The following is a 24,690-nucleotide window of genomic DNA, read 5'->3' as shown; positions in this document are numbered from 1 at the left end:
CGCTAAACCCGGACCTCTTTGTCGCGCAGCGACTTCGGATCGATGACCTCGCGCAGCAGGCGCTGCTCCTCGGCGTTCGGCAGCCGGGTGGTCTCGGCCTCGGCCAGCCCGTGTACCTCGAAGGAGGTGTTCTCGGCGACCTGATCGGCGTCGACACCGGGATGCAGGGACACGGCGCGCATCTGGCGGTCGGGGCCGTTGAAGTCGAACACGCCCAGATTGCTCACCACCCGATGGATGTCGGCGAACCGGAAGGCTGGGTTGGCCGGATCGATCTTGTCCCAACCGATTCCGGAGACGATATCGACCTGGTCGCAGAACACCCTGGCGGAGTGGTTGCCGACGAAGTAGCTGGTGGCGTGGTTGATGGAGTTGCCGGGGGCGCCGCGCACACCGAACATCTGGCGGGTCGGGTGCTGGATCGGCCCGAATGCGGACAGGTTCTGGTTGCCGTACCGGTCGATCTGGTTGGCGCCCATCACCACGTGGCGCCTGCCCCAGGCCAGGGTCTCGAAGACCCGGTTGAACGGCATCCAGCCCTCGATGGCGGCCGGCGCGCCGATGGCCGGGGTGTCGGCGATCATGCGTGCCTCACCGTCGGTCAGCACGATATCGGGGGCGAAGGTCAGCCGCGCCAGGCGCGCACCGATCTGGACGAGGGTCGTCATGGGCGAGACCATGATCTCGCCGGCATCACGGAACAGTTCGGCGCACGCGACGGCGCACACCTCGGCACGGGTCACGGACATCACGCCTGATCCTCCTTCACACGCTCTTCGCGCGAGCGCTCATCGGCGAACTTGCGCACGGCCGCTTGGTAATCGGCTTCGCTGCCGGATAGGTAGGTCTGCACGAACGCGGCCCAGCTCTCGTCGGAACCGGCGGCCTCGGCATAGTGCCGCTGGAACTTCTCGTCGCGGCGGTAATCGGGCTCGTTGGTGGTGAAGTGCGCGCCGTTGGGTGCTTCCACCACGGCGTCGACCATCATCCGGTTGATCAGCTGCTGTTGCGGGACGGTCGATTTCACCAGTTCCTCGGTGGACACCACCTTCTCGACCGAAAGAAACCGCCGGGTGGCCGACATGAGGAACAGATCGTCGAAGTAGGGGTCGATACCGGTGTAGGCGGCGTTGCCGCGCTCGTCCCCGATGTTCATGTGCACGAATGCGGCATCCAGGTTCAGCGCGGGCATGGCGATCAGTTCCTGGTCGTCATAGGGCGATTTGACGGTTTTGAGCTCGTCACCCCAGAAGGTGCGGACATCGCTGCCGAGGCCGGCGCGGATCGGCAGGAACGGCAGCCGCTGGGCGGCGGCCTGCAGTCCGCAGCGCAGCATGCCCTCGTCCATCTCGCGCGCCTCGATGGCACCACTGGTGCGGGCCTTGGCGAACCACGGATCGTAGAACGGCGGGGAATCCAGCGACACGAATCCGTAGTAGGCGCGCTTGACCTTGTCGGCCGAGCACAGCAGCCCCAGATCGGGTCCGCCGTAGGTCACCACCGTCAGGTCCTTGACGTCGGTGCGCAGCAGCGCGCGGATGAAGGCCATCGGCTTGCGCCGCGAGCCCCACCCGCCGATACCGATGGTCATACCGCTCTCGACGGAGGCGACGGCCTCGTCCAGTGTTGTTCTCTTGTCTGTCATAGCTATTTAGATCCCTTGTCGGTGCCGGCGAACGCGTCGCGGTGCTCATCGGATACGCCTGCGAGGTTGAGCTCGAAGGTGAAGCCCTGCTCCATGCGGTATCGCGCATTCACGGGCTGCACGTCGATGAAGTTCAGCGCTTCCTTGGCGGCACGGATCACCCGGGTGTCCTTGGCGGCGATATCGCGGGCGACCCGCAAGGCGGCCTCGTCGAGATCGGCGCGTGGCACCACCTCGTGCACCGAGCCGAAGTGGTGCAGGGTCTCGGCGGGAACCGTGGCGGCGGTGAAGAACAGCCGGCGCATCAGGTGCTGAGGAACCAATCGGGACAGGTGGGTCGCCGCGCCGAGCGCGCCGCGTTCCACCTCGGGCAGACCGAATTTCGCATCATCGGAGGCGACGATGACATCGGCATTGCCGACCAGGCCGATACCGCCCCCGACGCAGAAGCCGTTGACGGCGGCCACCACGGGTACCTCGCACTCGTACACCGCCTTGAAGGCGTGATAGCAGCCGCGGTTGGCATCGATGAGCGCGGTGAATCCGTCGGTGTTCTGCATCTCCTTGATGTCCACACCGGCGTTGAACCCCCGGCCCTCGGCCCGCAGGATCACCACGTGGGTGCTGCGGTCACGGCCGGCGGCGGTGATGGCATCGCCGAGCTCGAACCAGCCCTGCGAGGGGATGGCATTCACGGGTGGGTAATTCACGGTCACCGAGACGATGCCCGGTTCGACTGTCGTGGTGGTGATCATCAGTCACTTCCTCGTGGGGTCGCTACCTAAGCAAGCACTTGCTTGGTACGCTAGCACAGTGACTGACGCGGCTGGAATCAATCTGCAACTGGGTGGCCGGGTGGTCTTGGTGACCGGCGGGGTCCGCGGGGTCGGCGCGGGCATCAGTGAGGTTTTCGCCGGTCAGGGTGCCACCGTCATCACCTGCGCGCGCCGCCCGGTCGAGGGTTCGCCCTATGAGTTCCACTCCTGCGATATCCGCGACGATGCGGCCGTGCAGGGCCTGATCGACGCGATCGTGGCAACCCACGGCCGCCTGGACGTGGTGGTGAACAACGCGGGCGGATCGCCCTACGTGCCGGCCGCCGATGCCTCGGCGAAGTTCAGCACCAAGATCATCGAACTCAATCTGATCGGCGCGCTGTCGGTCTCCACCCACGCCAATACCGTCATGCAGAAGCAGGCGACCGGCGGCGTCATCATCAACATCTCCAGCGTCAGCGGGCACCGGCCCACCCCGGGAACCGCGGCCTACGGTGCCGCCAAGGCGGGCATCGACAACCTCACCACCACGCTGGCGGTCGAATGGGCACCCAAGGTCCGGGTGAATTCGGTCGTCGTGGGCATGGTCGAGACCGAACAGGCCGACCTGTTCTACGGTGATGCCGAGTCGATCGCCGCGATATCGGCCAATGTGCCACTGCGGCGCCTGGCCAAACCGGCCGATATCGGTTGGGCTACCGCTTTTCTGGCGTCGCCGGCGGCGTCCTACATCAGTGGCGCCGCGCTGGCGGTGCACGGCGGCGGCGAGCCGCCGCACTATCTGTCGACCACCACAGCTGACATCAAAAAGTAAGAGGAGATATTCCCATGGGTTTGCTCGACGGCCGGGTAGTCATCGTGACGGGCGCAGGCGGCGGCATCGGCCGGGCGCATGCGTTGGCCTTCGCCGCGGAGGGTGCACGGGTCGTGGTCAACGACATCGGTGTCGGACTGGACGGCTCACCGGCCGGCGGTGGTAGCGCCGCCCAAGGTGTGGTCGACGAGATCATCGCCGCCGGGGGCGAGGCGGTGACCAGCGGCGCCAACGTCGCCGATTGGGCACAGGCCGAGGGATTGATCCAGACGGCCGTCGACAACTTCGGCACGCTGGACGTTCTGGTCAACAACGCCGGCATCGTGCGCGACCGGATGTTCGTCAACGCCACCGAGGAGGAGTTCGACGCCGTCACGGCCGTGCATCTCAAGGGGCATTTCGCCACCATGAAACATGCCGGGGCATACTGGCGCGCCCAGTCCAAGGCCGGCAAGACGGTGGATGCCCGCATCATCAACACCTCTTCCGGCGCGGGCCTGCAGGGCAGCGTCGGGCAGGCGACCTACAGCGCGTCCAAGGCCGGTATCGCCGCGCTCACCCTGGTCGCCGCGGCGGAGATGGGTCGGATCGGTGTGACCGCCAATGCCATTGCGCCCTCTGCCCGTACCCGGATGACCGAGACGGTCTTCGCGGACATGATGGCCACCCAGGATTCGGCCTTCGACACCATGGCTCCGGAGAACGTTTCGCCGTTGGTGGTGTGGCTGGGCAGCGTCGAATCACGTGAGGTGACCGGGCGGGTGTTCGAGGTCGAGGGCGGGATCATCCGGGTTGCCGAGGGCTGGGCACGCGGTGCCGAGGTCGACAAGGGCGCGCGCTGGGACCCCGCCGAGCTGGGGCCCGTGGTCGGCGATCTGCTGGCCAAGTCGCGCACCCCGCTGCCGGTCTTCGGGGCCTAGTTCCTCGGGGCCTAGTTCTTCGGGGCTTAGTTCCTCGCGGTTTGTGGAGTTTCACCCGCACTCGTCGCGGGTGAAACTCCACAAACCGCACGGGCTCACCTCAGGAACACCGCCGCATACAGCACCGCGGTCGTGGTCACGAAGGCCAGCAGACACCGCCGCGTCGCACGCCCCCGACGATCCGCAGGCAGAGCGCCGGGTAACGCCACGGCCGACAGCAGCCCGGCGACCAGCCCCACGACGGTTCCGAACATCAGGCCATAACCGTGTGGATCGATCGCGGGATCGCTGGAAAAGCCGGACCGGGCAACCAGATACAGGCACATCAACCACAGGAGTGCTGCGGTCGAACCCAGCAGCCCGGCGACCGCCCGCCCGATGATCGGGCTCACGCAGTCGCGGGGTCGCAGATCAGGATCGGGATCTTGCGATCGGTGTAGGACCGGTAGTTCGCAAAGTCGGGGTACATGGCGTCGAGCTTGGGCCAGTAATCGTCGCGCTCGGCATCGGTGGCCTCCCTGGCCACCAGGTCGAGCTTTTCCTTCTTCGTCTGGAACGTGATGTGCGGATCGGCCTTGATGTTCAGGTACCACATCGGGTTGGTGGCCCGGCCACCTTGGGATGCCACCAACACGATGCGCCGGCCCTCCTGCAGGAACAGCAGCGGGCTGTCCCGTGGCTCCCCGGACTTGCGGCCGGTGGTGGTCAGGATGCCCACCTCGGCGCCACGCAGGAATTTGTTGCCGAGCTTGCCGCCGGACTTCTTGAACAGCCAGGTGTTGGCGCGCGACATCCATTTGATGCCGGTGCCGACCGCCTTGGAGTTGAGGCCTTCGATCTGTTTGGGGCTCAGAGGCTTGGGTGGTGTGGGCATGGCGAAACCCTAACGGCTGATGAACGGCTTGAGCGACGCCCGGATGTGGTGGATCCGGGGATCGTCGGCGGGGATCAGAAACGTCTCGTCGACATGGGAGCACACGCGCCTGCCGAACAGCCGAGGCTTGGTCAGCACGTCGAAACGAGCGCGCACGTGGTCCCCGTCGATGGTGAAATCCGGTGGCGTGGTCTTTTCGATGACCTTGAACTGCGGACCGTTGTTCAGGCTGCGCCGCAGGTGATCTCCCGACCGACCGGTCTTGAGCCCCATCTCGATGCGGACGCAATCCGGATGGAATGGGACGGCATCCGCGCGATGGGTCGACAGCGCGTCGATATAGGCCTGCGCCGCCGCGATCCGTTCGGCATCCGAGGCAGACATGCGGTCTCAGATCCTTTCGATGATGGTGCCCGTGCTCAGCGCGCCGCCGGCGCACATCGTGATCAGCGCGGTGCTCTTACCGGTGCGCTCCAACTCGTGCAGCGCGGTGGTGATCAACCGGGCTCCGGTGGATCCGACGGGGTGCCCCAGCGCGATGGCGCCACCGTTGACGTTGACCTTGTCCATGTCCGCCCCGTGCACCTGCGCCCAGGACAGCACCACGGAGGCGAACGCCTCGTTGATCTCGACGAGGTCGATATCGCCCATCTTCATCCCGGCCTTCTCCAGCACCTTGGCGGTCGACTGCACCGGGCCGTCGAGGTGGTAGTAGGTCTCGGCGCCGACATTGGCCTGCGCGACGATCCGGGCGCGCGGCGTGAGGCCGTGGGCCTTGGCCACATCGCTGTCCATCCACAGCACCGCCGCCGCACCATCGGAGATCTGTGAGGAGGTTCCCGCGGTGTGCATGGCCCCTTCCATGACCGGCTTCAGTGCGGCCAAACCCTCCGCCGTGGTGTCGCGCAGGCCCTGGTCGCGGGTCACGAGCGCCCATTCGTCGGTAGGACGCTTGTTCTCGTCGAGCACCGGCGCCGAGATCGGCGAGATCTCTCGATCGAAGCGACCTTCGGCCCAGGCCTGTTTGGCCTTGGCCTGCGAGGCCAGTCCGAACGCGTCCAGGTCGGCACGGGTGATCCCGCGGCGCTTGGCGATCCGCTCGGCGGCCTCGAACTGGTTGGGCATGTCGATATCCCATGACGATGCGCGGATGAGACCGCGATCGGGGCCGGCATTGGCACCGAGGCCCACTCGGCTCATGGCCTCGACACCGCACGCGATGCCGATGTCGATCGCGCCGGTGGCGATCAGTCCCGCGATCAGATGGTTGGCCTGCTGGGCGCTGCCGCACTGGCAGTCGATGGTGGTGGCACCCACATGCTCGGGCAATCCCGCTGTCAGCCAGCCGACCCGGGTGATGTTGTTGGACTGCTCGCCGTACTGGGTGACGCAGCCGCCGATGAGCTGTTCGACATCACCGGCGTCGATACCCGCCTTCTCGACGACCGCCTTCTGTACGGCGCCCAAGAGTTCGGTGGCGTGCAGCCCGGACAGCCAACCGTTGCGCTTGCCGATAGGGCTGCGGGTGGCTTCGACGATGACAGGATTACCCATGCTTGTCAGGCTAGAACACGTTTCATTACTCTGACAAGCGAGGATGCCGCCGCGCCTTTTATCTGCGGTGAAGGCATGTTTCAATGGTTCACGAGTGGTACTAGAAGGAATTGTCTCGGCACCCGTGGTAGCCGGTGACATGCCCCGATTTGAGCAAGGAGATCTCTGCATGCCCAGCCCCAACCTGCCCAAGGGCTTCGACCCGCTGGACGCCAGTCTGAACCTCGAACGCCTGCCCGTGGAGGAGTTGGCGGAGATTCGCCGCGCCGAGCCCGTCCACTGGGTGGACGTGCCGGAAGGGACCGGGGGCTTCGGTGACAAGGGCTACTGGATCGTCACCAAGCATGCCGACGTCAAAGAGGTCTCGAAGCGCAACGACATCTTCGGCAGCTCACCCGACGGCGCCATCCCGGTCTGGCCGCAGGAGATGACCCGCGACGCCATCGATCTGCAGAAGGCCGTGCTGCTCAACATGGACGCACCGCAGCACACCCGGTTGCGCAAGATCATCTCGCGCGGGTTCACCCCGCGCGCCATCGGTCGGCTCGAAGACGAGCTGCGGGCCCGTGCCCGCAAGATCGCCGAAACCGCGGCGGCAGCCCGTTCGGGCGACTTCGTCGAGCAGGTGTCCTGCGAACTGCCGCTGCAGGCCATCGCCGAACTGCTCGGTGTGCCGCAGGACGATCGGGACAAGATCTTCCGCTGGTCCAATGAGATGACCGCAGGCGAGGATCCCGAATACGCCGATGTCGATCCGGCGATGTCCTCCTTTGAACTCATCACCTACGCCATGAAGATGGCCGAGGAGCGGGCGCAGAACCCGACCGAGGACATCGTGACCAAGCTGATCGAGGCCGATATCGACGGCGAGAAGCTCTCTGACGACGAGTTCGGCTTCTTCGTGGTCATGCTCGCCGTCGCAGGCAACGAGACCACCCGCAACTCGATCACCCACGGCATGATCGCCTTCGCCGACAATCCCGACCAGTGGGAGCTCTACAAGAAGGAACGCCCGGGCACCGCCGCCGACGAGATCATCCGTTGGGCGACACCGGTGTCGGCGTTCCAGCGCACGGCACTGGAGGACACCGAGCTCGCCGGGGCGAAGATCAAGAAGGGCGATCGTGTGGTGATGTCCTACCGCGCCGCCAACTTCGATGACGAGGCGTTCGACAACCCGCACCAGTTCAACATCCTGCGTGATCCCAACCCGCACGTCGGATTCGGTGGCACCGGTGCGCACTACTGCATCGGCGCAAACCTGGCCCGCATGACCATCAACCTGATCTTCAACGCGATCGCCGACGTGATGCCCGACATCACACCGATCGGCGAGCCGGAGCGGTTGAAGTCCGGCTGGCTCAACGGAATCAAGCACTGGCAGGTCGACTACACCGGCGCCGGCGCCGGCGCCTCGAGCTAGGGGAATCCAGGTGGACTTCACGCCGAAGCCCGAACAGCAGGCCGTCGCCGATGTGGTGACCTCGGTACTGGAACGGGACAACAGCTGGGACGCACTGGTTTCCGGTGGGGTGGCCGCGCTGGCGGTGCCTGAGCGTCTCGGTGGTGACGGGCTCGGACTGCCCGAGATCGCCACCGCACTCACCGAAATCGGCAGGCGCGGCACCACCGGCGCGGCACTGGCCACGCTGGGTCTGGGGTTGCTGCCGCTGCTCGAGGTGGCCACCGACGCCGAACAGGACCGCTATCTCGACGGGGTCGCCGGCGGGGCCGTGCTGTCGGCGGCGCTCAACGAGCCCGGAGTCTCGTTGCCCGAGCGTCCCTCGGTGACCCTGACCGACGGAAAGCTCACCGGAACCAAGATCGGTGTGCCCTATGCGGGCACCGCGCGGTGGCTGCTGGTCACCGCCGCCGGTGGTGTCGCGGTGATCGCTCCGACCGCGAGTGGGGTGACGCTGACAAAGACGCCGACCTCCAACGGCACCGACGAGTATGTGGTGGTCTTCGACGGCGCCGAGGTGGACGGAGTGCTCACCAATGCGACGGTCCGGCGGGTCAACCAGTTGGTGCTGGCCGCCACCGGTGCCTTCGCCGCGGGCCTGGTCGCCGGTGCGCTGCGACTGACCGCCGATTACGTGGCCACCCGCGAGCAGTTCGGGCGTCCGCTGTCGACCTTCCAGACCGTCGCCGCACAGCTCTCGGATGTCTACATCGCCTCACGCACAATCGATCTCGTGTCCATGTCGGTGACCTACCGGTTGTCCGAGGGGCTCGATGCCGATGACGATCTGGCGCTGCTGGGCTACTGGATCACCTCGCAGGCACCGCCGGCGATGCGGTTGTGTCATCACCTGCACGGTGGCATGGGGATGGACATCACCTATCCGATGGACCGGTATTTCTCCTCCATCAAGGACCTCACCCGCTTGCTGGGCGGGCCTGCGTATCGACTGGATCTGGTGGGAGCGTAAATAGCCATGTACATCGAACTGACCCCGGAACAGCGCAAGCTGCAAGACGAATTCCGCGAGTACTTCTCGACGCTCATCACCCCGGAGGAAGCCGCGGCGATGGAGTCCGATCGCCACAACGAGGCCTACCGCACGGTGATCAAGCGGATGGGCTCGGACGGCAAGCTCGGTGTGGGCTGGCCCAAGGAGTACGGCGGGCTCGGCTTCGGGCCGATCGAGCAGCAGATCTTCATCAACGAGGCCAACCGCGCCGATATCCCGCTGCCGATGGTCACGCTGCAGACGGTGGGCCCCACCCTGCAGGTGCACGGGACCGAATTGCAGAAGAAGAAGTTCCTGCCCGGGATCCTTTCCGGTGAAGTGCATTTCGCGATCGGTTACTCCGAGCCGGAGGCGGGCACCGACCTCGCCTCGCTGCGGACCACCGCGGTGCGACACGGCGACGAGTACATCGTCAACGGCCAGAAGATGTGGACCACCGGCGCCCATGACGCCGACTACATCTGGCTGGCCTGCCGTACCGATCCGGAAGCGGCCAAGCACAAGGGTATTTCGATCCTCATCGTCGATACCAAGGATCCCGGCTACTCCTGGACGCCCATCATCCTCAGCGATGGGGCGCACCACACCAATGCGTCGTACTACAACGACGTCCGGGTGCCCGCCGACATGCTGGTCGGCGAGGAACACGGCGGCTGGAAGCTCATCACGACCCAGCTCAACCACGAGCGCGTCGGGCTCGGTCCGGCCGGACGCATCGCCGGGATCTACGACGAGGTCCACGAGTGGGCGTGCACGCCCGGATCCGATGGTGTCGTGCCGATCGAACAGGACGATGCGCGTCGGCTGCTGGCCCAGATCAAATCGATCTGGCGGATCAACGAGTTGCTGAACTGGCAGGTGGCCGCCTCGGGTGAGACCATCGCGGTGGCCGATGCGGCGGCGACGAAGGTCTTCTCCACCGAGCGGATCCAAGAGGTCGGCCGGCTGGCCGAAGAGGTCGTCGGCCGCTACGGCAACCCCGCCGATGCCCACACCGGCAGGCTGCTGGACTGGTTGGACAAGATGACCAAACGCAATCTGGTGATCACCTTCGGTGGCGGCGTCAACGAGGTCATGCGCGAAATGATCGCGGCGTCGGGGTTGAAGGTGCCGAGGGTGACCCGATGAGCGAACTACAGGCGGGTATCGAGGCGGTCCTTGCGGCGGGGAGCAGCAGCCCGACCGTCGCGCGCGACCCGGTGAACCAACCCATGATCCATCACTGGGTCGATGCGATCGGGGACAAGAACCCGATCTACGTCGATGCCGAGGCGGCCCGCGCCGCAGGTCATCCGGGTATCGTCGCCCCGCCGGCGATGATCCAGGTGTGGACCATGATGGGGCTGGGCCGGTCCCGCTCCGACGATGACCCGCTCGCCCGGGCCATGAAGCTCTTCGATGACGCCGGTTATGTCGGCGTCGTCGCCACCAACTGCGACCAGACCTACCACCGCTATCTGCAGCCGGGGGAGCAGGTGGCGATGAGTGCGGAGATCGTCGGCATCGTCGGTCCCAAACAGACCGCGCTCGGTGAGGGTTATTTCATCAACCAGAAGATCAGCTGGCATGTCGTCGGGGATGGCGCAGAGGAACTGGTCGCCGAGATGGACTGGCGCATCATGAAGTTCCTGCCGGCAGCCAACGCGGCCAAGACCGAAACGGCCGCGATTCCCGAGGATCTCGACCCCGACAAACTGATGCGGCCGTCCTCGTCGCGTGACACCAAGTTCTTCTGGGATGGCGTCAACGCACACGAACTGCGTATCCAGCGCCGCCCGGACGGGACGCTGCAGCACCCGCCTGTCCCCGCCATGTGGGCCGACAAAGACGCACCGGCCGATTATGTCGTCTCCTCCGGGCGGGGCACGGTGTTCAGCTATGTCGTCCACCATGCACCGAAGGTGCCCGGCCGCACGCTGCCCTTCGTGATCGCCCTCGTCGAACTCGAGGAGGGCGTTCGGATGCTCGGCGAGCTGCGTGGGGTGGATACCGAGCAGGTGAAAATCGGAATGCCGGTCACCGCAACCTATATCGACTTCCCCGACAGTGAGGTCAGCCCGGCCTGGACGTTGTACGCATGGGAGCCGCAAGCATGAGTCTGACCCTGACCGACGTCGCGGTCGGCACCAAACTGCCCGACCTGCAGATCTACGGCGACCCGACGTTCATCGTCTCCACCGCCATCGCCACCCGCGATTACCAGGATGTGCACCACGATCGGGACAAGGCGCAGGCCAAGGGATCCAAGGACATCTTCGTCAACATCCTCACCGATACCGGTCTGGTCGGGCGCTATGTCACCGACTGGGCCGGTCCGAACGCGCGGGTCAAGTCCATCAAGCTGCGCCTCGGGGTGCCCTGGTACGCCTACGACACCATCACCTTCAGTGGTGAGGTCACCGAGATCGACGGCGATGTGGTGACCCTGAAAGTGGTGGGCGCCAACAGCCTCGGCAACCATGTCATCGCCACCTCGACGCTCACCCTGGGGGACAAGTGACACCGTCCGGAAAGGCCGGCCTGTCCGGCAAAGCGGCGATCGCCGGTATCGGTGCCACCGATTTCTCCAAGAATTCCGGGCGCAGCGAGCTGCGACTGGCCGCCGAGGCGGTGCTCGACGCGCTCGATGACGCCGGGCTCGCGCCGTCCGATGTCGACGGTCTGGTCACCTTCACGATGGATTCCAACCTGGAGACCGCCGTCGCGCGGTCCACCGGCATCGGGGATCTGAAGTTCTTCAGCCAGATCGGTTATGGCGGCGGTGCGGCTGCGGCCACCGTGCAGCAGGCCGCGCTGGCCGTCGCGACCGGGGTGGCCGAGGTCGTGGTGGCTTACCGGGCCTTCAACGAGCGCTCCGAGTTCCGGTTCGGTCAGGTGATGACGGGATTGACCGTCAATGCCGATTCCCGTGGCGTCGAGTACAGCTGGTCCTACCCGCACGGTCTGAGTACACCCGCCGCGTCGGTGGCCATGATCGCACAGCGGTATATGCACGAATACGGCGCCACCAGTGCCGATTTCGGTGCGGTATCGGTCGCCGATCGCAAACACGCCGCGACCAACCCCAAGGCGCACTTCTACGGCAAGCCGATCACGATCGAGGATCACCAGAACTCCCGCTGGATTGCGGAACCGCTCCGGCTGCTGGACTGCTGCCAGGAGACCGATGGCGGCGTCGCGATCGTGGTCACCACCCCCGAGCGGGCCAAGGACCTCAAGCACCGCCCGGCGGTCATCGAGGCGGCGGCGCAGGGTGCGGGAACCGATCAGTTCACCATGTACTCCTACTACCGCGACGAGCTCGGGCTGCCCGAGATGGGCCTGGTCGGCCGCCAGCTGTGGGAGCAGAGCGGTCTGACGCCCACGGATATCCAGACTGCGATCCTCTACGACCACTTCACCCCGTACACGCTGATCCAGCTCGAGGAGCTCGGCTTCTGCGGTAAGGGCGAGGCCAAGGATTTCATCGCCGGCGGCGCCATCGAGATCGGCGGAAAGCTACCGATCAACACCCATGGCGGCCAGCTCGGCGAGGCCTATATCCACGGGATGAACGGCATCGCCGAAGGTGTGCGTCAGCTGCGGGGCACGTCGGTCAACCAGGTCGACAATGTCGAACATGTGCTGGTCACGGCGGGTACCGGGGTGCCGACATCCGGTCTGATCCTCGGCTGATTTTACTGCACCGCCACCGGTCGGTGGCGCGGTAATCTCGAGGCCATGGGGATCCAGCCTGATGTGAGCCCATACGGGGGGCAAACGGTTACGGGGCCGGCGTGGCCGAATGTCGACGAGAACGCGCTTGCCGCGGCCGCGGCGCAGTACGACGCGCTGGCGGCCAAGATCGGTGGCACCGTGGTGCCCCAGCAGCAGGGTCAGCTGGTGCAGATGGGCTCCGAATGGCAGGGGCCCGCCTCGACGGCCGCCGCGGGCGAGGCCACCTCGATCATCGGCGGGCACGAGTCCAACGCGGCGCAGGCCGCCGCCATCGCCGCCAAGCTGCGCACCATGGAAGCCGCCGTCGTCCAGACCAAGATGATGGCCAATATGGTCGCTCAGCAGACCCAGGCCGCCTGCATGACGATCCAGGCATCCGGGTCGCCCGAGACCCAGGCGCTGGTGCAGAGCCAGATCATGATGGGTCTGTCGCAGAACACCGCGACCGTCACGGCCAACGCCACCTCGATGGCCAACACCATCGGCGCCCCGGCCACCACACCGTCGACCGGTGCGCCCGCCGTCGGTGCCCAGCAGGTGTCCCAGGCCGATCCCAGCCAGGCGATGCAGATGATGGGTCAGATGGCCGGTCTGGTCAGCCAGCTCCCGCAGATGCTCGGCCAGGCCATGGGACAGGTCACCCAGGCGCCGCAGCAGCTCATGCAGACCGTCGGTCAGCCGCTGCAACAGCTGACCTCCATGCTCGGTGGCGGCAGCGGCGGCATGGGCGCAGGCGGTTTCTCGCCGTTCTCGGCTTTTTCCAACCATCCGCTCGCGGGCGGTGCCGGGGCCGGTGCCGGGGCGGGCATGATGCGCGCGGCGTCGTTGCCCGGTGGCGGCGGTGGTTCCGCGCAGACCCCGTTGATGGCGAGTCTGGTCGGTACGCCGCCGGTCTCGGTGGGGCCGTCGGGTGCGAACGCCGGTGCCGGTGCCCTGGGCGGGCTCGCACCGGTGGCCGCCGGTGCCGGGGGCGGGATGGGTGGCGCCCCGATGATGGGTCAGCGCGGCGCAGGCGGCGGTGGTACCAAGCTCGGTCTGGCGATGCCCGAGGCGCTGGAGCACGACCTTGCCGAAGACGATGCCGACGATGATTGGTGACCCGCGATGACCGGAATGTTCAAGCCCGATGAGATCAACTGGAATGCGGCGGCGGTCGAACTGCCGCCGATGCCCATGATCCCGCCCGGCGCCGACGCCATGAGCATGACGATCGCGGCCGTCCTGCCGACATTGGAGGCCCAGTTGACCGCCAACGTGGCGGCGTTGGCCGCCAAGGAGAACACCTTCTCCGGCAAGGTCGAGGCCGCCCAGGCCGCCTACACCACCTCCGATGAAACAGGCGGCCAGTCGGTGGGACAGGTCGGCGGAATGCTCGAGCAGCTGACCGGGCAGCTGGGTCAGTTGGCACAGATGCCGCAGCAGGCCGCCGGCAGCCTCGGCGGCGGTGGCGAAGGCGGTGGCGGCGGCTTCGGCCAGCTGATGCAGCAGGCCATGCAGGCCGCCCAGGGCGCGGTGCAGCAGGGCACCCAGGCCGCGCAGCAGGATCAGGGACAGGGGCCGGGCGGTCCCGCGGGCGGCCCGCCGCCGGGTGTCCCGGGCGCGCCCACCCCGGAGCAGCGCGAGGCCCAACAGAATCAGCGCGACGCCCAGCAGGATGCCCGCGAGAGCCAGCAGAACGAACGGCAGGCCGGCCAGGACGCCCGCGATCATCAGCAGGATCGCCGTGAGGCGCAGCTGGATTCGCGGGAGTCGGCCGCGCCCGGACCCAGCGCCGGCGGATCCGCGGCGGGGCCTGCGCCGATCGCGCCCCACGGCCCCTCGCGGCCGACCACCGGCGGCGAGGATCTGTCCCGGCAGGTCTAGGCCGGGACGAGCTCCACACCCGAGAGCACCACGGTGTTGTCACGGCTCGGCGCGGTCAGCGTTCCGATGAACTTGCCGTCGTGGCGCCAGATGTTGGCCTGCAAGGTTTCGCCCGGGATGACGGTGCCGGCGAACCGGGCACCGTAGCTGGCGACCTGGGACACGTCGGCATCCAAGAAATGGTCGACGATCGCCTTGGCGCCGATACCGTAGGTGCACAGTCCGTGCAGGATGGGCCGGTCGAAGCCGGCCGCCTTGGCGAACGCCGGATCGGAATGCAGGGGATTGCGGTCACCGCACAGTCGGTACAGCAGCGCCTGCTGCGGCAGGATCGGCAACGCGATCTCGGCATCCGGTGCCCGGTCGGGTAATTCGACCGAGGTGGACGGGCCGCGCTCGCCGCCGAAACCACCCTCGCCGCGGGCGAAGATGGAGCGTTTGGTCGTCCACAACACGGTGCCCGAGGCATCGGTCACGGTGGATTCGCTGACGATGACGGCGGCCTTGCCCTTGTCCCAGATCTCGGTGAACCGCTGCTTGGAGAATCCCGTCCCGCTGGTCGGGATGGGGCCGGGCACGGTCACGCCCTCGCTGGCGTGCAGCACCCTGGACAGCTCGATGTCGATGCCGGGGAACTGCACGGTCGGCGCCTGGGTCATGTGGAAGCTGGCCGCGACATTGCCGAAGGTCGGCAGCACCTGCGGGGTGTCATCGGTCAGGTAGCGCAGTTCGCGCTCGTCCATCGGGTCCGAGCCCGCGCCCAGGCCCAGGTGGTACAGCTGGATATCGCTGCTTGTCCAGGAGAACTCGATCGGATCGAGGTCGGCGGCGAGCGCCTTCTCCACATCGATGGGCATATCAGGCCTTTCCAGCAAGATGCAATGCGGCGAGGTAGCCGAACGTCATAGCGGGCCCGATTGTGCCACCCGGGCCGGGATAGGTGTGCCCCATCACCGGCGAGCTGACATTGCCTGCCGCATAGAGGCCTTCGATCACCGAGTTGTCATCGCGCAGCGCACGGCCGTGCACGTCGGTGCGGATGCCGCCCTTGGTGCCAAGGTCGCCGGGCACCATCTTTGCGGCGTAGAACGGACCGTTCTTGATCTCGCCGAGGTTCGGGTTCGGCTTGTTGGTCGGATCACCGTAGTAGCGGTCGTATGCGCTCTCGCCGCGGTGGAAGTCCTCGTCGACGCCGGACCGTGCGAAACCGTTGAACCGTTCGATGGTGGCCGTCAGCGCGTCGGGGGCAAGACCGGTCTTCTCGGCGAGTTCGGCCACGCTGTCGGCCTTGACGATGACGCCCGATTCCATCCACTTCTTCGGGATGCGTTGCCCGGGCTGCAATCCCGCGAAGATGTAGCGATCACGGTACTGCTGGTCGAAGACCATCCAGGCGGGCACGTTCTCGCCAGGCCCGGCACCCTGGCCGTACTGACCGCCGTACATGTGGTGGCAGGCCTCCACATAGGGCATCGATTCGTTCATGAACCGCTTGCCGTTCATGTTGACGATGATCGACCCGGGGGAGTTCCGCTCGGAGAGGGCGAACCACGGGGCCCCCACCAGCGGGACGGTCGGTCCCCACCATGCGTCCTCCATGAGTTCCAGTGCCGCACCCAGCTTTTCGGCCGCCACGATGCCGTCACCGGTGTTGGCCACCGCTCCGACGGTCCACTCGGTGGTGATGGGCTGGCGCTGGTACTTGGTGCGCATCTCCTGGTTGTGCTCGAAGCCACCCGAACCCAGGATCACGCCCTTGCGGGCCCGGATCAGCTTCGGCTCGGCGGACTCGGGGGCTCCCGCCTCGCGAACGTAGATCCCGCGCACCACCCCGTCCTCGATGTACAGGTCGGTCAGCGCGGTGTTCAACAGCACCGGCACCCCGGCCTTCTGCAGGCCGATGCGCAGCGGCGCGATGAGCGCCCGGCCCATACCGACCAGGTTCTTACCGGTGGCGTTGGCCCACACCGACCGCACACCCACCTTGATGCTGCGCAGCACGCCGCGCGGGTGACGCTTGAGCTGGTTGAGTCGGACATAGTCCTGTTGCAGCACCACCATGTTCAGCGGCACCTTGCCGTACGGCGGTTCGAGGCCCTTCTCGTCGGGACCGAGCTTCTTGGCATTGAACGGCTTGGGCTCGACCGAGCGGCCGGTGGCCTTACCGCCCGGCGTCTCCGGGTAGTAGTCGGAGTAGCCGGGAACCCAGCACAGCTTCAGCGGCGAATTCTTCAGCACGAACGACAACATCTCCGGACTGCGGTCCAGGTAGGTGTCGATCTTCTCGGCGGGCACGACGTCGCCGATGATGGCGTGCAGGTATTTGCGTGCCTCGGCGGGGGTGTCCTTGACCCCGTCACGCTGCAGAACCTCGTTGTTCGGAATCCACACGCCGCCGCCGGATCGCGCCGTGGAACCGCCATAGTGCGGAGCCTTCTCAACGACTACTGTCGAGAGTCCCTGGTGAGCGGCGGTGAGGGCGGCGACCATGCCGGCAGCGCCGCTCCCTACCACCACTACGTCAAAGACACTGTAGTCCTGTTCAGTCATGTAGAACACGTTATAGAATTGCAGTGCCTTTCGACAACAGGCCCACAACTGTGCCGGTCGAGGGCCTGATGAGATTACGAGGGGAATTCACCAACATGCTCAGTGTCGAGGTCCGCGACGAGCTTGCTGCCGACTTGGCCGAGGCGGAGCGCAGTCGGGTGCCGACCACTCCGTTGACGGATCGGTATCCCGATATCGATGTGGTGGATGCCTACGAAATCCAGTTGATCAACATCCGGCAGCGGGTGGCCGAGGGTGCGCGGGTGATCGGGCACAAGGTGGGTCTGTCGTCGGAGGCGATGCAGAAGATGATGGGGGTGGATGAGCCCGATTACGGTCATCTGCTCGCTGATATGGAGGTGTTCGAGGACAAACCGGTTGCGGCGGGCCGGTTTCTGTATCCGCGGGTGGAGGTCGAGGTGGGGTTCATCCTGGCCGATGATCTGCCCGGCGCGGGGTGTACCGAGGATGATGTGCTGGCCGCGACGGCGGCGTTCGCGCCGTCGATCGAGTTGATCGATACCCGGATCACCGACTGGAAGATCAAGTTGTGCGACACGATCGCCGATAATGCGTCGTCTGCGGGGTGGGTGTTGGGACCGGAACGGGTGTCGCCCAAGGACATCGATATCAAAGCCATCAATGCTGTCTTGACACGCAATGGTGAGGTGGTGGCCGAGGGTCGCAGTGATGCGGTGTTGGGTAATCCGGTGACTTCGGTGGCGTGGTTGGCGCGCAAGGTCGATCAGTTCGGGGTGCGTCTGCGTGCGGGGGACATCGTGTTGCCGGGTGCGTGTATGCGGGCGATAGATGCTCGTCCCGGTGACGATTTCGTAGCGGATTTCGACGGGCTGGGTTCGGTCCGTCTTTCTTTCGAATAGGAGCCGCATATGGCTGAGAAGTTGAGTGTTGCGATTGTGGGGTCGGGCAATATCAGCACCGACCTGTTGTACAAGTTGTTGCGGTCGGACTGGTTGGAGCCGCGCTGGATGATCGGGATCGATCCGGCGTCGGAGGGGTTGGCGCGTGCCCGCAAGCTTGGTCTGGAGACTTCCCATGAGGGGGTGGACTGGTTGTTGGGCCAGTCCGAGAAGCCCGATGTGGTGTTCGAGGCGACCAGCGCGTATGTGCATCGTGATGCCGCACCGCGGTATGAGGCGGCCGGTATCACCGCGATCGATCTGACTCCGGCGGCGGTGGGGCCGGGGGTGATTCCGCCGGCGAATCTGCGGGTGCATCTGGGTGCGCCGAATGTGAACATGGTGACCTGTGGTGGGCAGGCGACCATTCCGATGGTGTACGCGGTGTCGCGTGTGGTGGATGTGCCGTATGCCGAGATCGTGGCGTCGGTGTCGAGCGCGTCGGCGGGGCCGGGGACGCGCGCGAATATCGATGAGTTCACCAAGACCACCAGTGCCGGTGTGCAGCACATCGGTGGGGCGGCGCGCGGTAAGGCGATCATCATTTTGAATCCGGCGGATCCGCCGATGATCATGCGCGACACCATTTTTTGTGCCATCCCTGAGGATGCCGATCACGCGGCTATCACCGCCTCGATCAAGGAGGTCGCCGCCGAGGTGCAGACCTATGTGCCCGGATACCGGTTGCTCAATGAGCCGCAGTTCGATGAGCCGTCGGTGGTCAATGGTGGCCAGCATGTGGTGACCATCTTCGTCGAGGTCGAGGGGGCCGGGGATTATCTGCCGCCCTATGCCGGGAATTTGGACATCATGACCGCGGCGGCGACCAAGGTCGGCGAGGAGATCGCCAAGGAACGCAGCGCAGCGGGAGCAGGAGTGCAGGCATGAGTTGCCCTGTGTCAAGCCGCCCTGGGTTGATCTTGGTTGATCAGCTTTTGGAGGGCCCTGTGTTGGGTGGGATCGTAGGCGACTTCGTCGTGCCAGCAGTGCCAGATGATGTAGAGCCAGGCGCGGGCGAGGATGCGCACGGCGTGGGGGTGGTCGTGTCCGCGGGCTCGGGCGCGGTTGTAGAGATCGGCCGCCCAGGGGTTGGCTCGACGACTGTCGCCGGCGAAGTCGCATACGGCGTCGCGGAGCTGTTTGTCTGCAGCCCAGCGGAATCCGACGTGTTTGACTTTCCCGGATTGGCGGGTGGAGGGGGCGACTCCGGCCAGGCACGCCAGCGATTCGGGTGTGGGGAACCGTGCGCGGCAGTCGCCGATTTCGGCGAGCAGTCGGGCGGCACGGAAGGTGCCCGAGCGTGGCAGGCTGGTGAAGATATGAGTATCGGCGTGAGCGTCGAGTTGCTCGGCGATGCTCTGGTCGAGGGTTTTGATCTGGGCGCTCACAGTGCTCAACACCTCGACGAAGGTCGCGGTGATGGTGGCACCGTCGATACCGGCGGCACCGCGAGGCGCGGCGGTGAGTCGTCGGTGCAGTTCACTGGCGTGGGTGCGGCCGCTGTAGCCGACGCTGGCCAGCCAGTTGGCCATCCGGGTGACCGAGAGCCAATCGGCGCGGTCCTGGCAGTCAAAGCGGGCCAAAAAGGCCAGGCTGATCGGCGAGTCGATATCGGCGAACAGCCCGACCGCGCCGGGAAAGACGATCATCAGATGAGCCCGCAGCTGGTTGGCGATCGCCACGCGGTGAGCGACCAGATTTTTACGGGCTCGGCAGGTCTGGCGCAGGGCCACCGTGGCCGGGCTGTCGGGCTGCAGGGGCCGCAGCCGGGTCCGGTCGGTGCGCAAGGTGTCGGCCAGGACGAACGCGTCGAAGCGGTCATCTTTGTTGCCGGCCGATCCGTAGCGCCCGCGCAGGTTCTTGAGTTGGTTGGGGCTGATCACCACGACGGTGATCCCAGCGTCGAGCAGGGCGTGTACGACCGGACCGTCGGGGCGTTCGATGGCGACTTCGCTGACACCGGCGCGTTGCAGTGTGGTGAGCAGATCTCGCAGCCCAACGGCGTTGTGACCGATCGTTTTGCGGGTGATCTCGCGGCCTTTGGCATCGACGATCGAGACCGCGTGATCATCGCAGGCCCAGTCGATTCCACACGTGAGCCCATTGGCGGGTTCCGTTGGCAGGGTATTTCGGGCAGACTTCATGACAGCCTCCTCGCTGCTAAGCCCAGTGGGGAGGCACCCTTATGTGCAGGTTCCGGGGCACGACTGCCGGTTCGCTCACTGAGCGGCGCTCGGTGGCGCATAGCCCTGTCGACGGTCAACGCGCCCCGGGTAACCACTGACCTCCGCAGAACTCATGCTGGACATCAACAGCGTCGAGCGAGCAGGGCGATAGATCAGCGGCACCTCGGGTGCATCGGCAATCCATCCAAGATCACCGACACAAGGATGGTGCACCAGTGAGCGGCACAGGCGAGATTTTCTTCAACCCGGTGTGGGATGTCCGGATGACCGACACGTCGTTGCGTGATGGGTCTCATCACAAGCGTCACCAGTTCACCGCCGATGAGGTGCGCTCGATCGTCGCGGCGCTGGATACTGCGGGGGTGCCGGTCATCGAGGTCACCCACGGCGACGGACTGGGTGGGTCGAGCTTCAACTACGGGTTCTCCAAAACCCCTGAGCAGGAGTTGATCAAGCTCGCGGCCGAGACCGCCAAAGAGGCGAAGATCGCGTTTTTGATGTTGCCGGGCGTGGGCACCAAGGAAGACATCATCCAGGCCCAGAACAACGGTGGGGAGATCTGCCGCATCGCCACGCACTGCACCGAGGCCGATGTGTCGATCCAGCATTTCGGGTTGGCCCGTGAACTCGGTTTGGAGACCGTGGGCTTTTTGATGATGTCTCATACGATTTCCCCGGAGAAGTTGGCCGCTCAGGCCCGGATCATGGCCGATGCGGGGTGCCAGTGTGTGTATGTGGTGGATTCGGCGGGGGCGTTGGTGCTCGATCAGGTTGCTGATCGGGTGGCCGCGTTGGTCGCTGAGCTCGGTGATGACGCCCAGGTGGGTTTTCATGGTCATGAGAATCTCGGGTTGGGTGTCGCGAACTCCATCGAGGCGGTGCGCGCGGGTGCCAAGCAGATCGACGGGTCGTGTCGGCGGTTCGGTGCCGGTGCGGGTAACGCGCCGGTGGAGGCGATGATCGGGGTGTTCGACAAGATCGGTGTCAAGACCGGGATTGATTTCTTCGAGATCGCCGATGCCGCTGAAGAGGTCGTGGCCCCGGCGATGCCCGCGGAATGCCTGCTGGATCGCAACGCGTTGATCATGGGTTACTCGGGGGTGTATTCCAGTTTCCTCAAGCACGCGATCCGCCAGTCCGAGCGTTACGGCGTACCCGCGCACCAACTACTGCACCGCGCCGGTCAACGCAAACTCATCGGCGGCCAAGAAGACCAACTCATCGACATCGCCCTGGAAATCAAACGCGAACAGGAAGCCCAGAACGCCTGATGTGAATCACCGTCCGGAACCGGCCGCGCGTACACGGGCAGCGTGCGGCCGCTCTGGAGAAAAGTCGACGTGATCGAGGTGATCAGCGCTCCAGTGCACGGGCGCAGGCAGCCAGGATCGCCTCGAAGTTCCACGGCAGCAACCGTGCGGTAATGACATTCAATGCCGCGCCGCCGGCGCGCAACGGATGAGAGTAGCTGCTGACCCAGTCGACGTGGGTACCCCCGGTTGCCGCCGACAGGGTCACTGTCCCGCCCTCGTGACCGAATGCCGGAAACGAGCGCACTATGAGATACGAGTAGCGGTGCGGGCGATCGTATTCGGTGATCTGTTCCCGTAGCCACACTCCCGTGCCGACCGCTTCCCGCACGGCACCGGCCCCGGGTTCCACGGAATCCGCGGCCCAACCGGCACGCAGGATCATCGGGGCGGTCACCAGGTTGGCCGGGTCGGCAATCCAGTCGAACACCGGTTCCGGCATTGCCGCGATGACCCGTTCGACATGCAGTCGCACCATATGTCCCCCTCCTGACGGGAGACTACTCCGGCGGCGCGTATCCCGGCTTGCTCATCAGCTCGCGCAACCCGGCGTCGATGAAGTCGGTGTCCACATCGTTGGCGCCACCGCCGGCGAAATGCCCCCAGATTCCTGGGATGACCCTGACCTCACCGTCGGGTATGAACTGACTGGCCCACTGCTCGTCTTCGGGCGGGAAGTACAGATCCTTCTCGGCGGGCATGGCCAACAGCGGGCACTTGATCGAAGCCAGCGCCTTCTGCACGTCACCATCGAAACCCGGTGTGTTCCCGACATTTCCGCTGTGCCACGTGCCGATCATCGCGATCAGGTTGTTCGGGTCGCGGCCGTCGCGGAAGAAGCCCTCCCAGAATCCGTAGAGGAAATCGTCGAATGAGGTGTAGCCGAGTTCGCGCCACGTCTCTCGCCAATAGAAGGCCTGTGAGTAACCCCAGCCGGAGTACACCCTGGCGAAGGCCCGCAGGCCCTTGATCGGAGGCCGGGCCGGGTCGTAGTCGCCTTCGGCGAACGCCGCATCGGCCGTCAACGCGGCCACCAATGACTCCAGGAACACCTTGTTGTGCGGGGCGGTGATGCTGGACCCGCAGAACGGTGCAGCGCGCGCCACCATCTCCGGATGGCTCACGGCCCACTGATAGGTCTGACCGGCACCCATCGACCATCCGGTCACCAGGGAGATCGAACCGATACCGAATTTCTCTGTGACCAAACGATACTGGGCTTCCACCTGGTCATGGAACGTCACCGCCGGGAAACGGGGTCCGTCATGGGGCGCCGGCGTGTTCGACGGTGATGACGACAGACCGTTGCCAAGCATGTTCGGGACGATGATGAATGCGGTCGCAGGGTCAAGGACGCGGCCGGGTCCGATGAGCCATTCGTTGTCGGTGTGCCAACCCGAATACCACGTCGGATAGACGATCACGTTGGACTTGTCGGCGTTGAGCGTGCCGTAGGTCTTGTAGGCGAGCCGGGCATCGCGCAGCGTGAAACCGTTCTGCAGGGTGAAGTCCCCGAGATCGAAGTATTCGGCGTCGGTAGGTGCGGGCATCAGTTGCTCACCGCGCACTGCCCGCGGTCGATCTGCTGCGGTGGCGTGCTGGACGGGCGCACATCGATATCGAAGATGGCGGTCGGAATATACAGCGTGGCACATGAATTGGGGACATCGACGACGCCGGACATCCTGCCCTCCACCGGCGCGGCACCCAGGATCAGGTAGGCCTGCTCCTTGGTCCAACCGAATTTCGACAGGTACTCGATGGCGTTGAGGCAAGCATTCTGGTACGCCAGCGTGGTGTCGAGGTAGTGCTGGGTGCCGTTGCGGTCTACCGAGAATCCGACGAAGGTGAGGAACTCCGAGTAACGCGGTTCCACGATCCCCGGCATGAAGATCGGATTGGTGGTGACACCGTAGGTCTCCATCCCGCCCTTGATGATCTCCACGCGTAGATCAATATAGCCGCCCATCTCGATTGCGCCACAAAAGGTTATCTCGCCGTCGCCTTGAGAGAAGTGCAGGTCGCCCAGCGACAGATTGGCGCCGTCCACGAACACCGGATAGAAGATCCGGCTGCCCTTGGAGAGGTTCTTGATGTCCTGGTTGCCACCGTTCTCCCGCGGCGGGGCCGTGCGGGCCGCCTCGGCCGCGGCACGCTCATAGTCGGCTCCGGTGAGGCTGCCCAGCACCGCATTGGCCGGCAGCGGCGGCAGCGCGAGTGGCGGCACGCGGTCGGGATCGGTGGCGATGAGCTGGGCTTCGCGGTGATTCCATTTTGCCAACAGGTCCGCACTGGGCGCGGTGCCCATCAGGCCGGGATGGATCAGGCCGGTGAACTCCACTCCCGGCACATGCCTACTGGTGGCCTTCTGGCCGGTGAAATCCCAGATCGCCTTGTAGGCGTCGGGGAACCAATCGGTGAGGAATCCGCCACCGTTGTCCTTGGCGAAGATCCCGGTGTAACCCCACCCCTGGCCGGCAACCGGTCCGGTCTGCTGGGGTACCGGACCGACATCGAGAATGTCGACGACCAGTAGATCGCCGGGTTGGGCGCCCTCGACGGCGAACGGGCCGGACAGCTGGTGGACCATGGTGAGGTCGCAGTCACGGATGTCATTGGCGTCATCGGAGTTGACGATGGTCCCGTCGAACCATTCCTTGGACTCCACCCGGAAGCTGTCGCCGGACTTCACCGTGGCCACGGCCGGGATGTCCGGGTGCCAGCGGTTGTGCCCGACCAGCTGCTGCTCGCGAAACGGCTTGCTCTGGTCGACGGGAAAGATCACTTCGGGCATGTGTGCCTCCTCGATTGACGGAAAACGTTCTGATACAAGGCGTTACGGTTTGGGTAGCATCCGGTGGCGGGGATCTGCGTACCGTAGGCGTGCCGGATCGGACGGACCTGAGGATCTGCGGACGACGCCGGGGTTGGCCTGGGACTGCGCATGCAGGTCCAGCGCGCGGGTGCCGGCCGGGTTCGAACGCACCATCGCGCCACCGCCATAGAGGCGATTGCTTGCCGCGCAACACTTTTCGCATTCGACGCTGGCCGGTGCGGTCCCGATGGGGAAGGTCATGTCGAATGGCC

Annotated in this window: 26 protein-coding genes; 13 read left to right on the top strand and 13 right to left on the bottom strand. The window is 65.5% G+C overall.

The features are described from left to right. Positions 1–2: 2 nt before the first annotated feature. The 3 genes from ipdB to echA20 are packed head-to-tail and all read right to left on the bottom strand — an operon-like array spanning position 3 to position 2,400. Positions 3–749, bottom strand: a complete 747-nt coding sequence (gene ipdB / locus FBY28_RS10305) for a cholesterol ring-cleaving hydrolase subunit IpdB (protein WP_174241592.1) — start codon at positions 747–749, stop codon at positions 3–5. Continuing rightward, a complete protein-coding gene (locus FBY28_RS10300) occupies positions 749–1,645 on the bottom strand; it encodes a CoA transferase subunit A (RefSeq protein WP_141866443.1) in 897 nt (298 codons plus the stop codon). The genes ipdB and FBY28_RS10300 overlap by 1 nt, the downstream gene beginning before the upstream one ends. A 2-nt stretch (positions 1,646–1,647) precedes the next feature. Then, on the bottom strand, positions 1,648–2,400 hold the full coding sequence (echA20, locus tag FBY28_RS10295) for a (7aS)-7a-methyl-1,5-dioxo-2,3,5,6,7,7a-hexahydro-1H-indene-carboxyl-CoA hydrolase (RefSeq protein ID WP_216847612.1): 753 nt from the start codon (positions 2,398–2,400) through the stop codon (positions 1,648–1,650). A gap of 58 nt (positions 2,401–2,458) precedes the next feature. Between echA20 and FBY28_RS10290 the strand changes: the two genes are divergently transcribed. Then, positions 2,459–3,235 (top strand): SDR family oxidoreductase, encoded by a 777-nt coding sequence (locus FBY28_RS10290; protein ID WP_216847611.1) that lies wholly within the window; start codon positions 2,459–2,461, stop codon positions 3,233–3,235. A gap of 14 nt (positions 3,236–3,249) precedes the next feature. Further along, entirely contained in the window at positions 3,250–4,155 is a 906-nt protein-coding gene (locus FBY28_RS10285) for an SDR family oxidoreductase (protein ID WP_141866436.1), read from the top strand. Positions 4,156–4,250: 95 nt separating this feature from the next. Here FBY28_RS10285 and FBY28_RS10280 read toward each other — a convergent pair whose 3' ends face one another. From FBY28_RS10280 to FBY28_RS10265, 4 genes are read right to left on the bottom strand one after another with little or no spacing between them, the layout of a single operon-like run. Continuing rightward, the gene (locus FBY28_RS10280; RefSeq protein ID WP_141866434.1) at positions 4,251–4,547 is read right to left on the bottom strand and encodes a hypothetical protein; all 297 of its coding nucleotides are present in this window, start codon (positions 4,545–4,547) and stop codon (positions 4,251–4,253) included. Then, complete coding sequence (locus FBY28_RS10275) at positions 4,544–5,029, bottom strand: nitroreductase family deazaflavin-dependent oxidoreductase (protein WP_141866432.1); 486 nt, start codon at positions 5,027–5,029, stop codon at positions 4,544–4,546. Before FBY28_RS10275 ends, FBY28_RS10280 begins: the two co-directional genes overlap by 4 nt. A 9-nt stretch (positions 5,030–5,038) precedes the next feature. Then, positions 5,039–5,413, bottom strand: a complete 375-nt coding sequence (locus FBY28_RS10270) for a nuclear transport factor 2 family protein (RefSeq protein ID WP_141866430.1) — start codon at positions 5,411–5,413, stop codon at positions 5,039–5,041. Positions 5,414–5,419: 6 nt separating this feature from the next. Beyond that, positions 5,420–6,583, bottom strand: coding sequence for a steroid 3-ketoacyl-CoA thiolase (locus FBY28_RS10265; RefSeq protein WP_141866429.1), 1,164 nt, complete (start codon positions 6,581–6,583; stop codon positions 5,420–5,422). 169 nt (positions 6,584–6,752) lie between these two features. On the opposite strand from FBY28_RS10265, the gene FBY28_RS10260 reads away from it, so the two are divergent. Genes FBY28_RS10260 through FBY28_RS10225 form a run of 8 tightly spaced genes read left to right on the top strand, consistent with a single transcriptional unit; the run spans position 6,753 to position 14,637 of the window. Then, entirely contained in the window at positions 6,753–8,006 is a 1,254-nt protein-coding gene (locus FBY28_RS10260) for a cytochrome P450 (protein ID WP_141866427.1), read from the top strand. Between the two features lie 10 nt (positions 8,007–8,016). After that, positions 8,017–9,015, top strand: a complete 999-nt coding sequence (locus FBY28_RS10255; protein ID WP_141866425.1) for an acyl-CoA dehydrogenase family protein — start codon at positions 8,017–8,019, stop codon at positions 9,013–9,015. 6 nt (positions 9,016–9,021) lie between these two features. After that, the gene (fadE29, locus tag FBY28_RS10250; RefSeq protein WP_141866423.1) at positions 9,022–10,185 is read left to right on the top strand and encodes an acyl-CoA dehydrogenase FadE29; all 1,164 of its coding nucleotides are present in this window, start codon (positions 9,022–9,024) and stop codon (positions 10,183–10,185) included. Next, positions 10,182–11,153 carry a bifunctional MaoC family dehydratase N-terminal/OB-fold nucleic acid binding domain-containing protein gene (locus FBY28_RS10245; RefSeq protein ID WP_141866421.1) on the top strand — a complete coding sequence of 324 codons (972 nt, stop codon included), beginning with the start codon at positions 10,182–10,184 and terminating at the stop codon, positions 11,151–11,153. Before fadE29 ends, FBY28_RS10245 begins: the two co-directional genes overlap by 4 nt. After that, positions 11,150–11,557, top strand: coding sequence for a MaoC family dehydratase (locus FBY28_RS10240; protein WP_174241591.1), 408 nt, complete (start codon positions 11,150–11,152; stop codon positions 11,555–11,557). Before FBY28_RS10245 ends, FBY28_RS10240 begins: the two co-directional genes overlap by 4 nt. 20 nt (positions 11,558–11,577) lie before the next feature. Further along, the gene (ltp2, locus tag FBY28_RS10235) at positions 11,578–12,732 is read left to right on the top strand and encodes a 17-hydroxy-3-oxo-4-pregnene-20-carboxyl-CoA lyase (protein ID WP_174241813.1); all 1,155 of its coding nucleotides are present in this window, start codon (positions 11,578–11,580) and stop codon (positions 12,730–12,732) included. Positions 12,733–12,777: 45 nt separating this feature from the next. Beyond that, the gene (locus tag FBY28_RS10230; RefSeq protein WP_141866415.1) at positions 12,778–13,872 is read left to right on the top strand and encodes a hypothetical protein; all 1,095 of its coding nucleotides are present in this window, start codon (positions 12,778–12,780) and stop codon (positions 13,870–13,872) included. Positions 13,873–13,878: 6 nt separating this feature from the next. Then, positions 13,879–14,637: a PE domain-containing protein gene (locus tag FBY28_RS10225; RefSeq protein ID WP_141866413.1), complete on the top strand. Its 759-nt coding sequence runs from the start codon at positions 13,879–13,881 to the stop codon at positions 14,635–14,637. Here the strand turns inward: FBY28_RS10225 and chsH3 are convergent. Continuing rightward, positions 14,634–15,494: an enoyl-CoA hydratase ChsH3 gene (chsH3, locus tag FBY28_RS10220; RefSeq protein ID WP_141866411.1), complete on the bottom strand. Its 861-nt coding sequence runs from the start codon at positions 15,492–15,494 to the stop codon at positions 14,634–14,636. The two genes, FBY28_RS10225 and chsH3, sit on opposite strands and share 4 nt — an antisense overlap. Position 15,495: 1 nt before the next feature. Continuing rightward, positions 15,496–17,187, bottom strand: a complete 1,692-nt coding sequence (kstD, locus tag FBY28_RS10215; RefSeq protein ID WP_141866409.1) for a 3-oxosteroid 1-dehydrogenase — start codon at positions 17,185–17,187, stop codon at positions 15,496–15,498. Between the two features lie 68 nt (positions 17,188–17,255). On the opposite strand from kstD, the gene FBY28_RS10210 reads away from it, so the two are divergent. Both FBY28_RS10210 and FBY28_RS10205 read left to right on the top strand, forming a co-directional pair. Continuing rightward, on the top strand, positions 17,256–18,068 hold the full coding sequence (locus FBY28_RS10210) for a 2-keto-4-pentenoate hydratase (RefSeq protein WP_216847610.1): 813 nt from the start codon (positions 17,256–17,258) through the stop codon (positions 18,066–18,068). A 9-nt stretch (positions 18,069–18,077) separates the two neighbouring features. Beyond that, positions 18,078–18,995, top strand: coding sequence for an acetaldehyde dehydrogenase (acetylating) (locus FBY28_RS10205; protein ID WP_141866407.1), 918 nt, complete (start codon positions 18,078–18,080; stop codon positions 18,993–18,995). Between the two features lie 11 nt (positions 18,996–19,006). Here the strand turns inward: FBY28_RS10205 and FBY28_RS10200 are convergent, their stop codons facing one another. Next, positions 19,007–20,251 carry an IS110 family RNA-guided transposase gene (locus FBY28_RS10200; protein ID WP_064896048.1) on the bottom strand — a complete coding sequence of 415 codons (1,245 nt, stop codon included), beginning with the start codon at positions 20,249–20,251 and terminating at the stop codon, positions 19,007–19,009. Between the two features lie 257 nt (positions 20,252–20,508). On the opposite strand from FBY28_RS10200, the gene dmpG reads away from it, so the two are divergent. Next, positions 20,509–21,564 (top strand): 4-hydroxy-2-oxovalerate aldolase, encoded by a 1,056-nt coding sequence (gene dmpG, locus FBY28_RS10195; protein ID WP_286177906.1) that lies wholly within the window; start codon positions 20,509–20,511, stop codon positions 21,562–21,564. Positions 21,565–21,646: 82 nt separating this feature from the next. On the opposite strand, the gene FBY28_RS10190 is transcribed toward dmpG, so the two are convergent. From FBY28_RS10190 to fmdA, 3 genes are read right to left on the bottom strand one after another with little or no spacing between them, the layout of a single operon-like run. Further along, on the bottom strand, positions 21,647–22,081 hold the full coding sequence (locus tag FBY28_RS10190) for an SRPBCC family protein (RefSeq protein ID WP_141866405.1): 435 nt from the start codon (positions 22,079–22,081) through the stop codon (positions 21,647–21,649). Between the two features lie 22 nt (positions 22,082–22,103). Further along, positions 22,104–23,153 carry an alpha/beta fold hydrolase gene (locus FBY28_RS10185; protein WP_141866403.1) on the bottom strand — a complete coding sequence of 350 codons (1,050 nt, stop codon included), beginning with the start codon at positions 23,151–23,153 and terminating at the stop codon, positions 22,104–22,106. Next, complete coding sequence (gene fmdA / locus FBY28_RS10180) at positions 23,153–24,397, bottom strand: formamidase (protein ID WP_141866401.1); 1,245 nt, start codon at positions 24,395–24,397, stop codon at positions 23,153–23,155. The genes FBY28_RS10185 and fmdA overlap by 1 nt, the downstream gene beginning before the upstream one ends. Positions 24,398–24,690 lie beyond the last annotated feature (293 nt).

It is taken from the genome of Arthrobacter sp. SLBN-53 (genome assembly GCF_006715585.1).
GTDB classification, from domain to species: domain Bacteria; phylum Actinomycetota; class Actinomycetes; order Mycobacteriales; family Mycobacteriaceae; genus Mycobacterium; species Mycobacterium neoaurum_A.
The sequence above is the reverse complement of the archived record's forward strand: the minus strand, read 5'-3'. Positions and strand labels throughout refer to the sequence as shown.

Excerpts from the sequence above, each read along its gene's own strand:
- ipdB (WP_174241592.1), bottom strand. The coding sequence starts at position 749 with ATGTCCGTGACCCGTGCCGAGGTGTGCGCCGTCGCGTGCGCCGAACTG.
- FBY28_RS10200 (WP_064896048.1), bottom strand. The coding sequence starts at position 20,251 with ATGAAGTCTGCCCGAAATACCCTGCCAACGGAACCCGCCAATGGGCTC.
- kstD (WP_141866409.1), bottom strand. The coding sequence starts at position 17,187 with ATGACTGAACAGGACTACAGTGTCTTTGACGTAGTGGTGGTAGGGAGC.
- echA20 (WP_216847612.1), bottom strand. The coding sequence starts at position 2,400 with ATGATCACCACCACGACAGTCGAACCGGGCATCGTCTCGGTGACCGTG.
- FBY28_RS10245 (WP_141866421.1), top strand. The coding sequence starts at position 10,182 with ATGAGCGAACTACAGGCGGGTATCGAGGCGGTCCTTGCGGCGGGGAGC.
- fmdA (WP_141866401.1), bottom strand. The coding sequence starts at position 24,397 with ATGCCCGAAGTGATCTTTCCCGTCGACCAGAGCAAGCCGTTTCGCGAG.
- FBY28_RS10270 (WP_141866430.1), bottom strand. The coding sequence starts at position 5,413 with ATGTCTGCCTCGGATGCCGAACGGATCGCGGCGGCGCAGGCCTATATC.
- FBY28_RS10225 (WP_141866413.1), top strand. The coding sequence starts at position 13,879 with ATGACCGGAATGTTCAAGCCCGATGAGATCAACTGGAATGCGGCGGCG.
- chsH3 (WP_141866411.1), bottom strand. The coding sequence starts at position 15,494 with ATGCCCATCGATGTGGAGAAGGCGCTCGCCGCCGACCTCGATCCGATC.
- fadE29 (WP_141866423.1), top strand. The coding sequence starts at position 9,022 with ATGTACATCGAACTGACCCCGGAACAGCGCAAGCTGCAAGACGAATTC.
- FBY28_RS10185 (WP_141866403.1), bottom strand. The coding sequence starts at position 23,153 with ATGCCCGCACCTACCGACGCCGAATACTTCGATCTCGGGGACTTCACC.
- FBY28_RS10190 (WP_141866405.1), bottom strand. The coding sequence starts at position 22,081 with ATGGTGCGACTGCATGTCGAACGGGTCATCGCGGCAATGCCGGAACCG.
- FBY28_RS10265 (WP_141866429.1), bottom strand. The coding sequence starts at position 6,583 with ATGGGTAATCCTGTCATCGTCGAAGCCACCCGCAGCCCTATCGGCAAG.
- FBY28_RS10285 (WP_141866436.1), top strand. The coding sequence starts at position 3,250 with ATGGGTTTGCTCGACGGCCGGGTAGTCATCGTGACGGGCGCAGGCGGC.
- FBY28_RS10260 (WP_141866427.1), top strand. The coding sequence starts at position 6,753 with ATGCCCAGCCCCAACCTGCCCAAGGGCTTCGACCCGCTGGACGCCAGT.
- FBY28_RS10240 (WP_174241591.1), top strand. The coding sequence starts at position 11,150 with ATGAGTCTGACCCTGACCGACGTCGCGGTCGGCACCAAACTGCCCGAC.
- FBY28_RS10300 (WP_141866443.1), bottom strand. The coding sequence starts at position 1,645 with ATGACAGACAAGAGAACAACACTGGACGAGGCCGTCGCCTCCGTCGAG.
- FBY28_RS10205 (WP_141866407.1), top strand. The coding sequence starts at position 18,078 with ATGGCTGAGAAGTTGAGTGTTGCGATTGTGGGGTCGGGCAATATCAGC.
- FBY28_RS10230 (WP_141866415.1), top strand. The coding sequence starts at position 12,778 with ATGGGGATCCAGCCTGATGTGAGCCCATACGGGGGGCAAACGGTTACG.
- FBY28_RS10210 (WP_216847610.1), top strand. The coding sequence starts at position 17,256 with ATGAGATTACGAGGGGAATTCACCAACATGCTCAGTGTCGAGGTCCGC.
- FBY28_RS10275 (WP_141866432.1), bottom strand. The coding sequence starts at position 5,029 with ATGCCCACACCACCCAAGCCTCTGAGCCCCAAACAGATCGAAGGCCTC.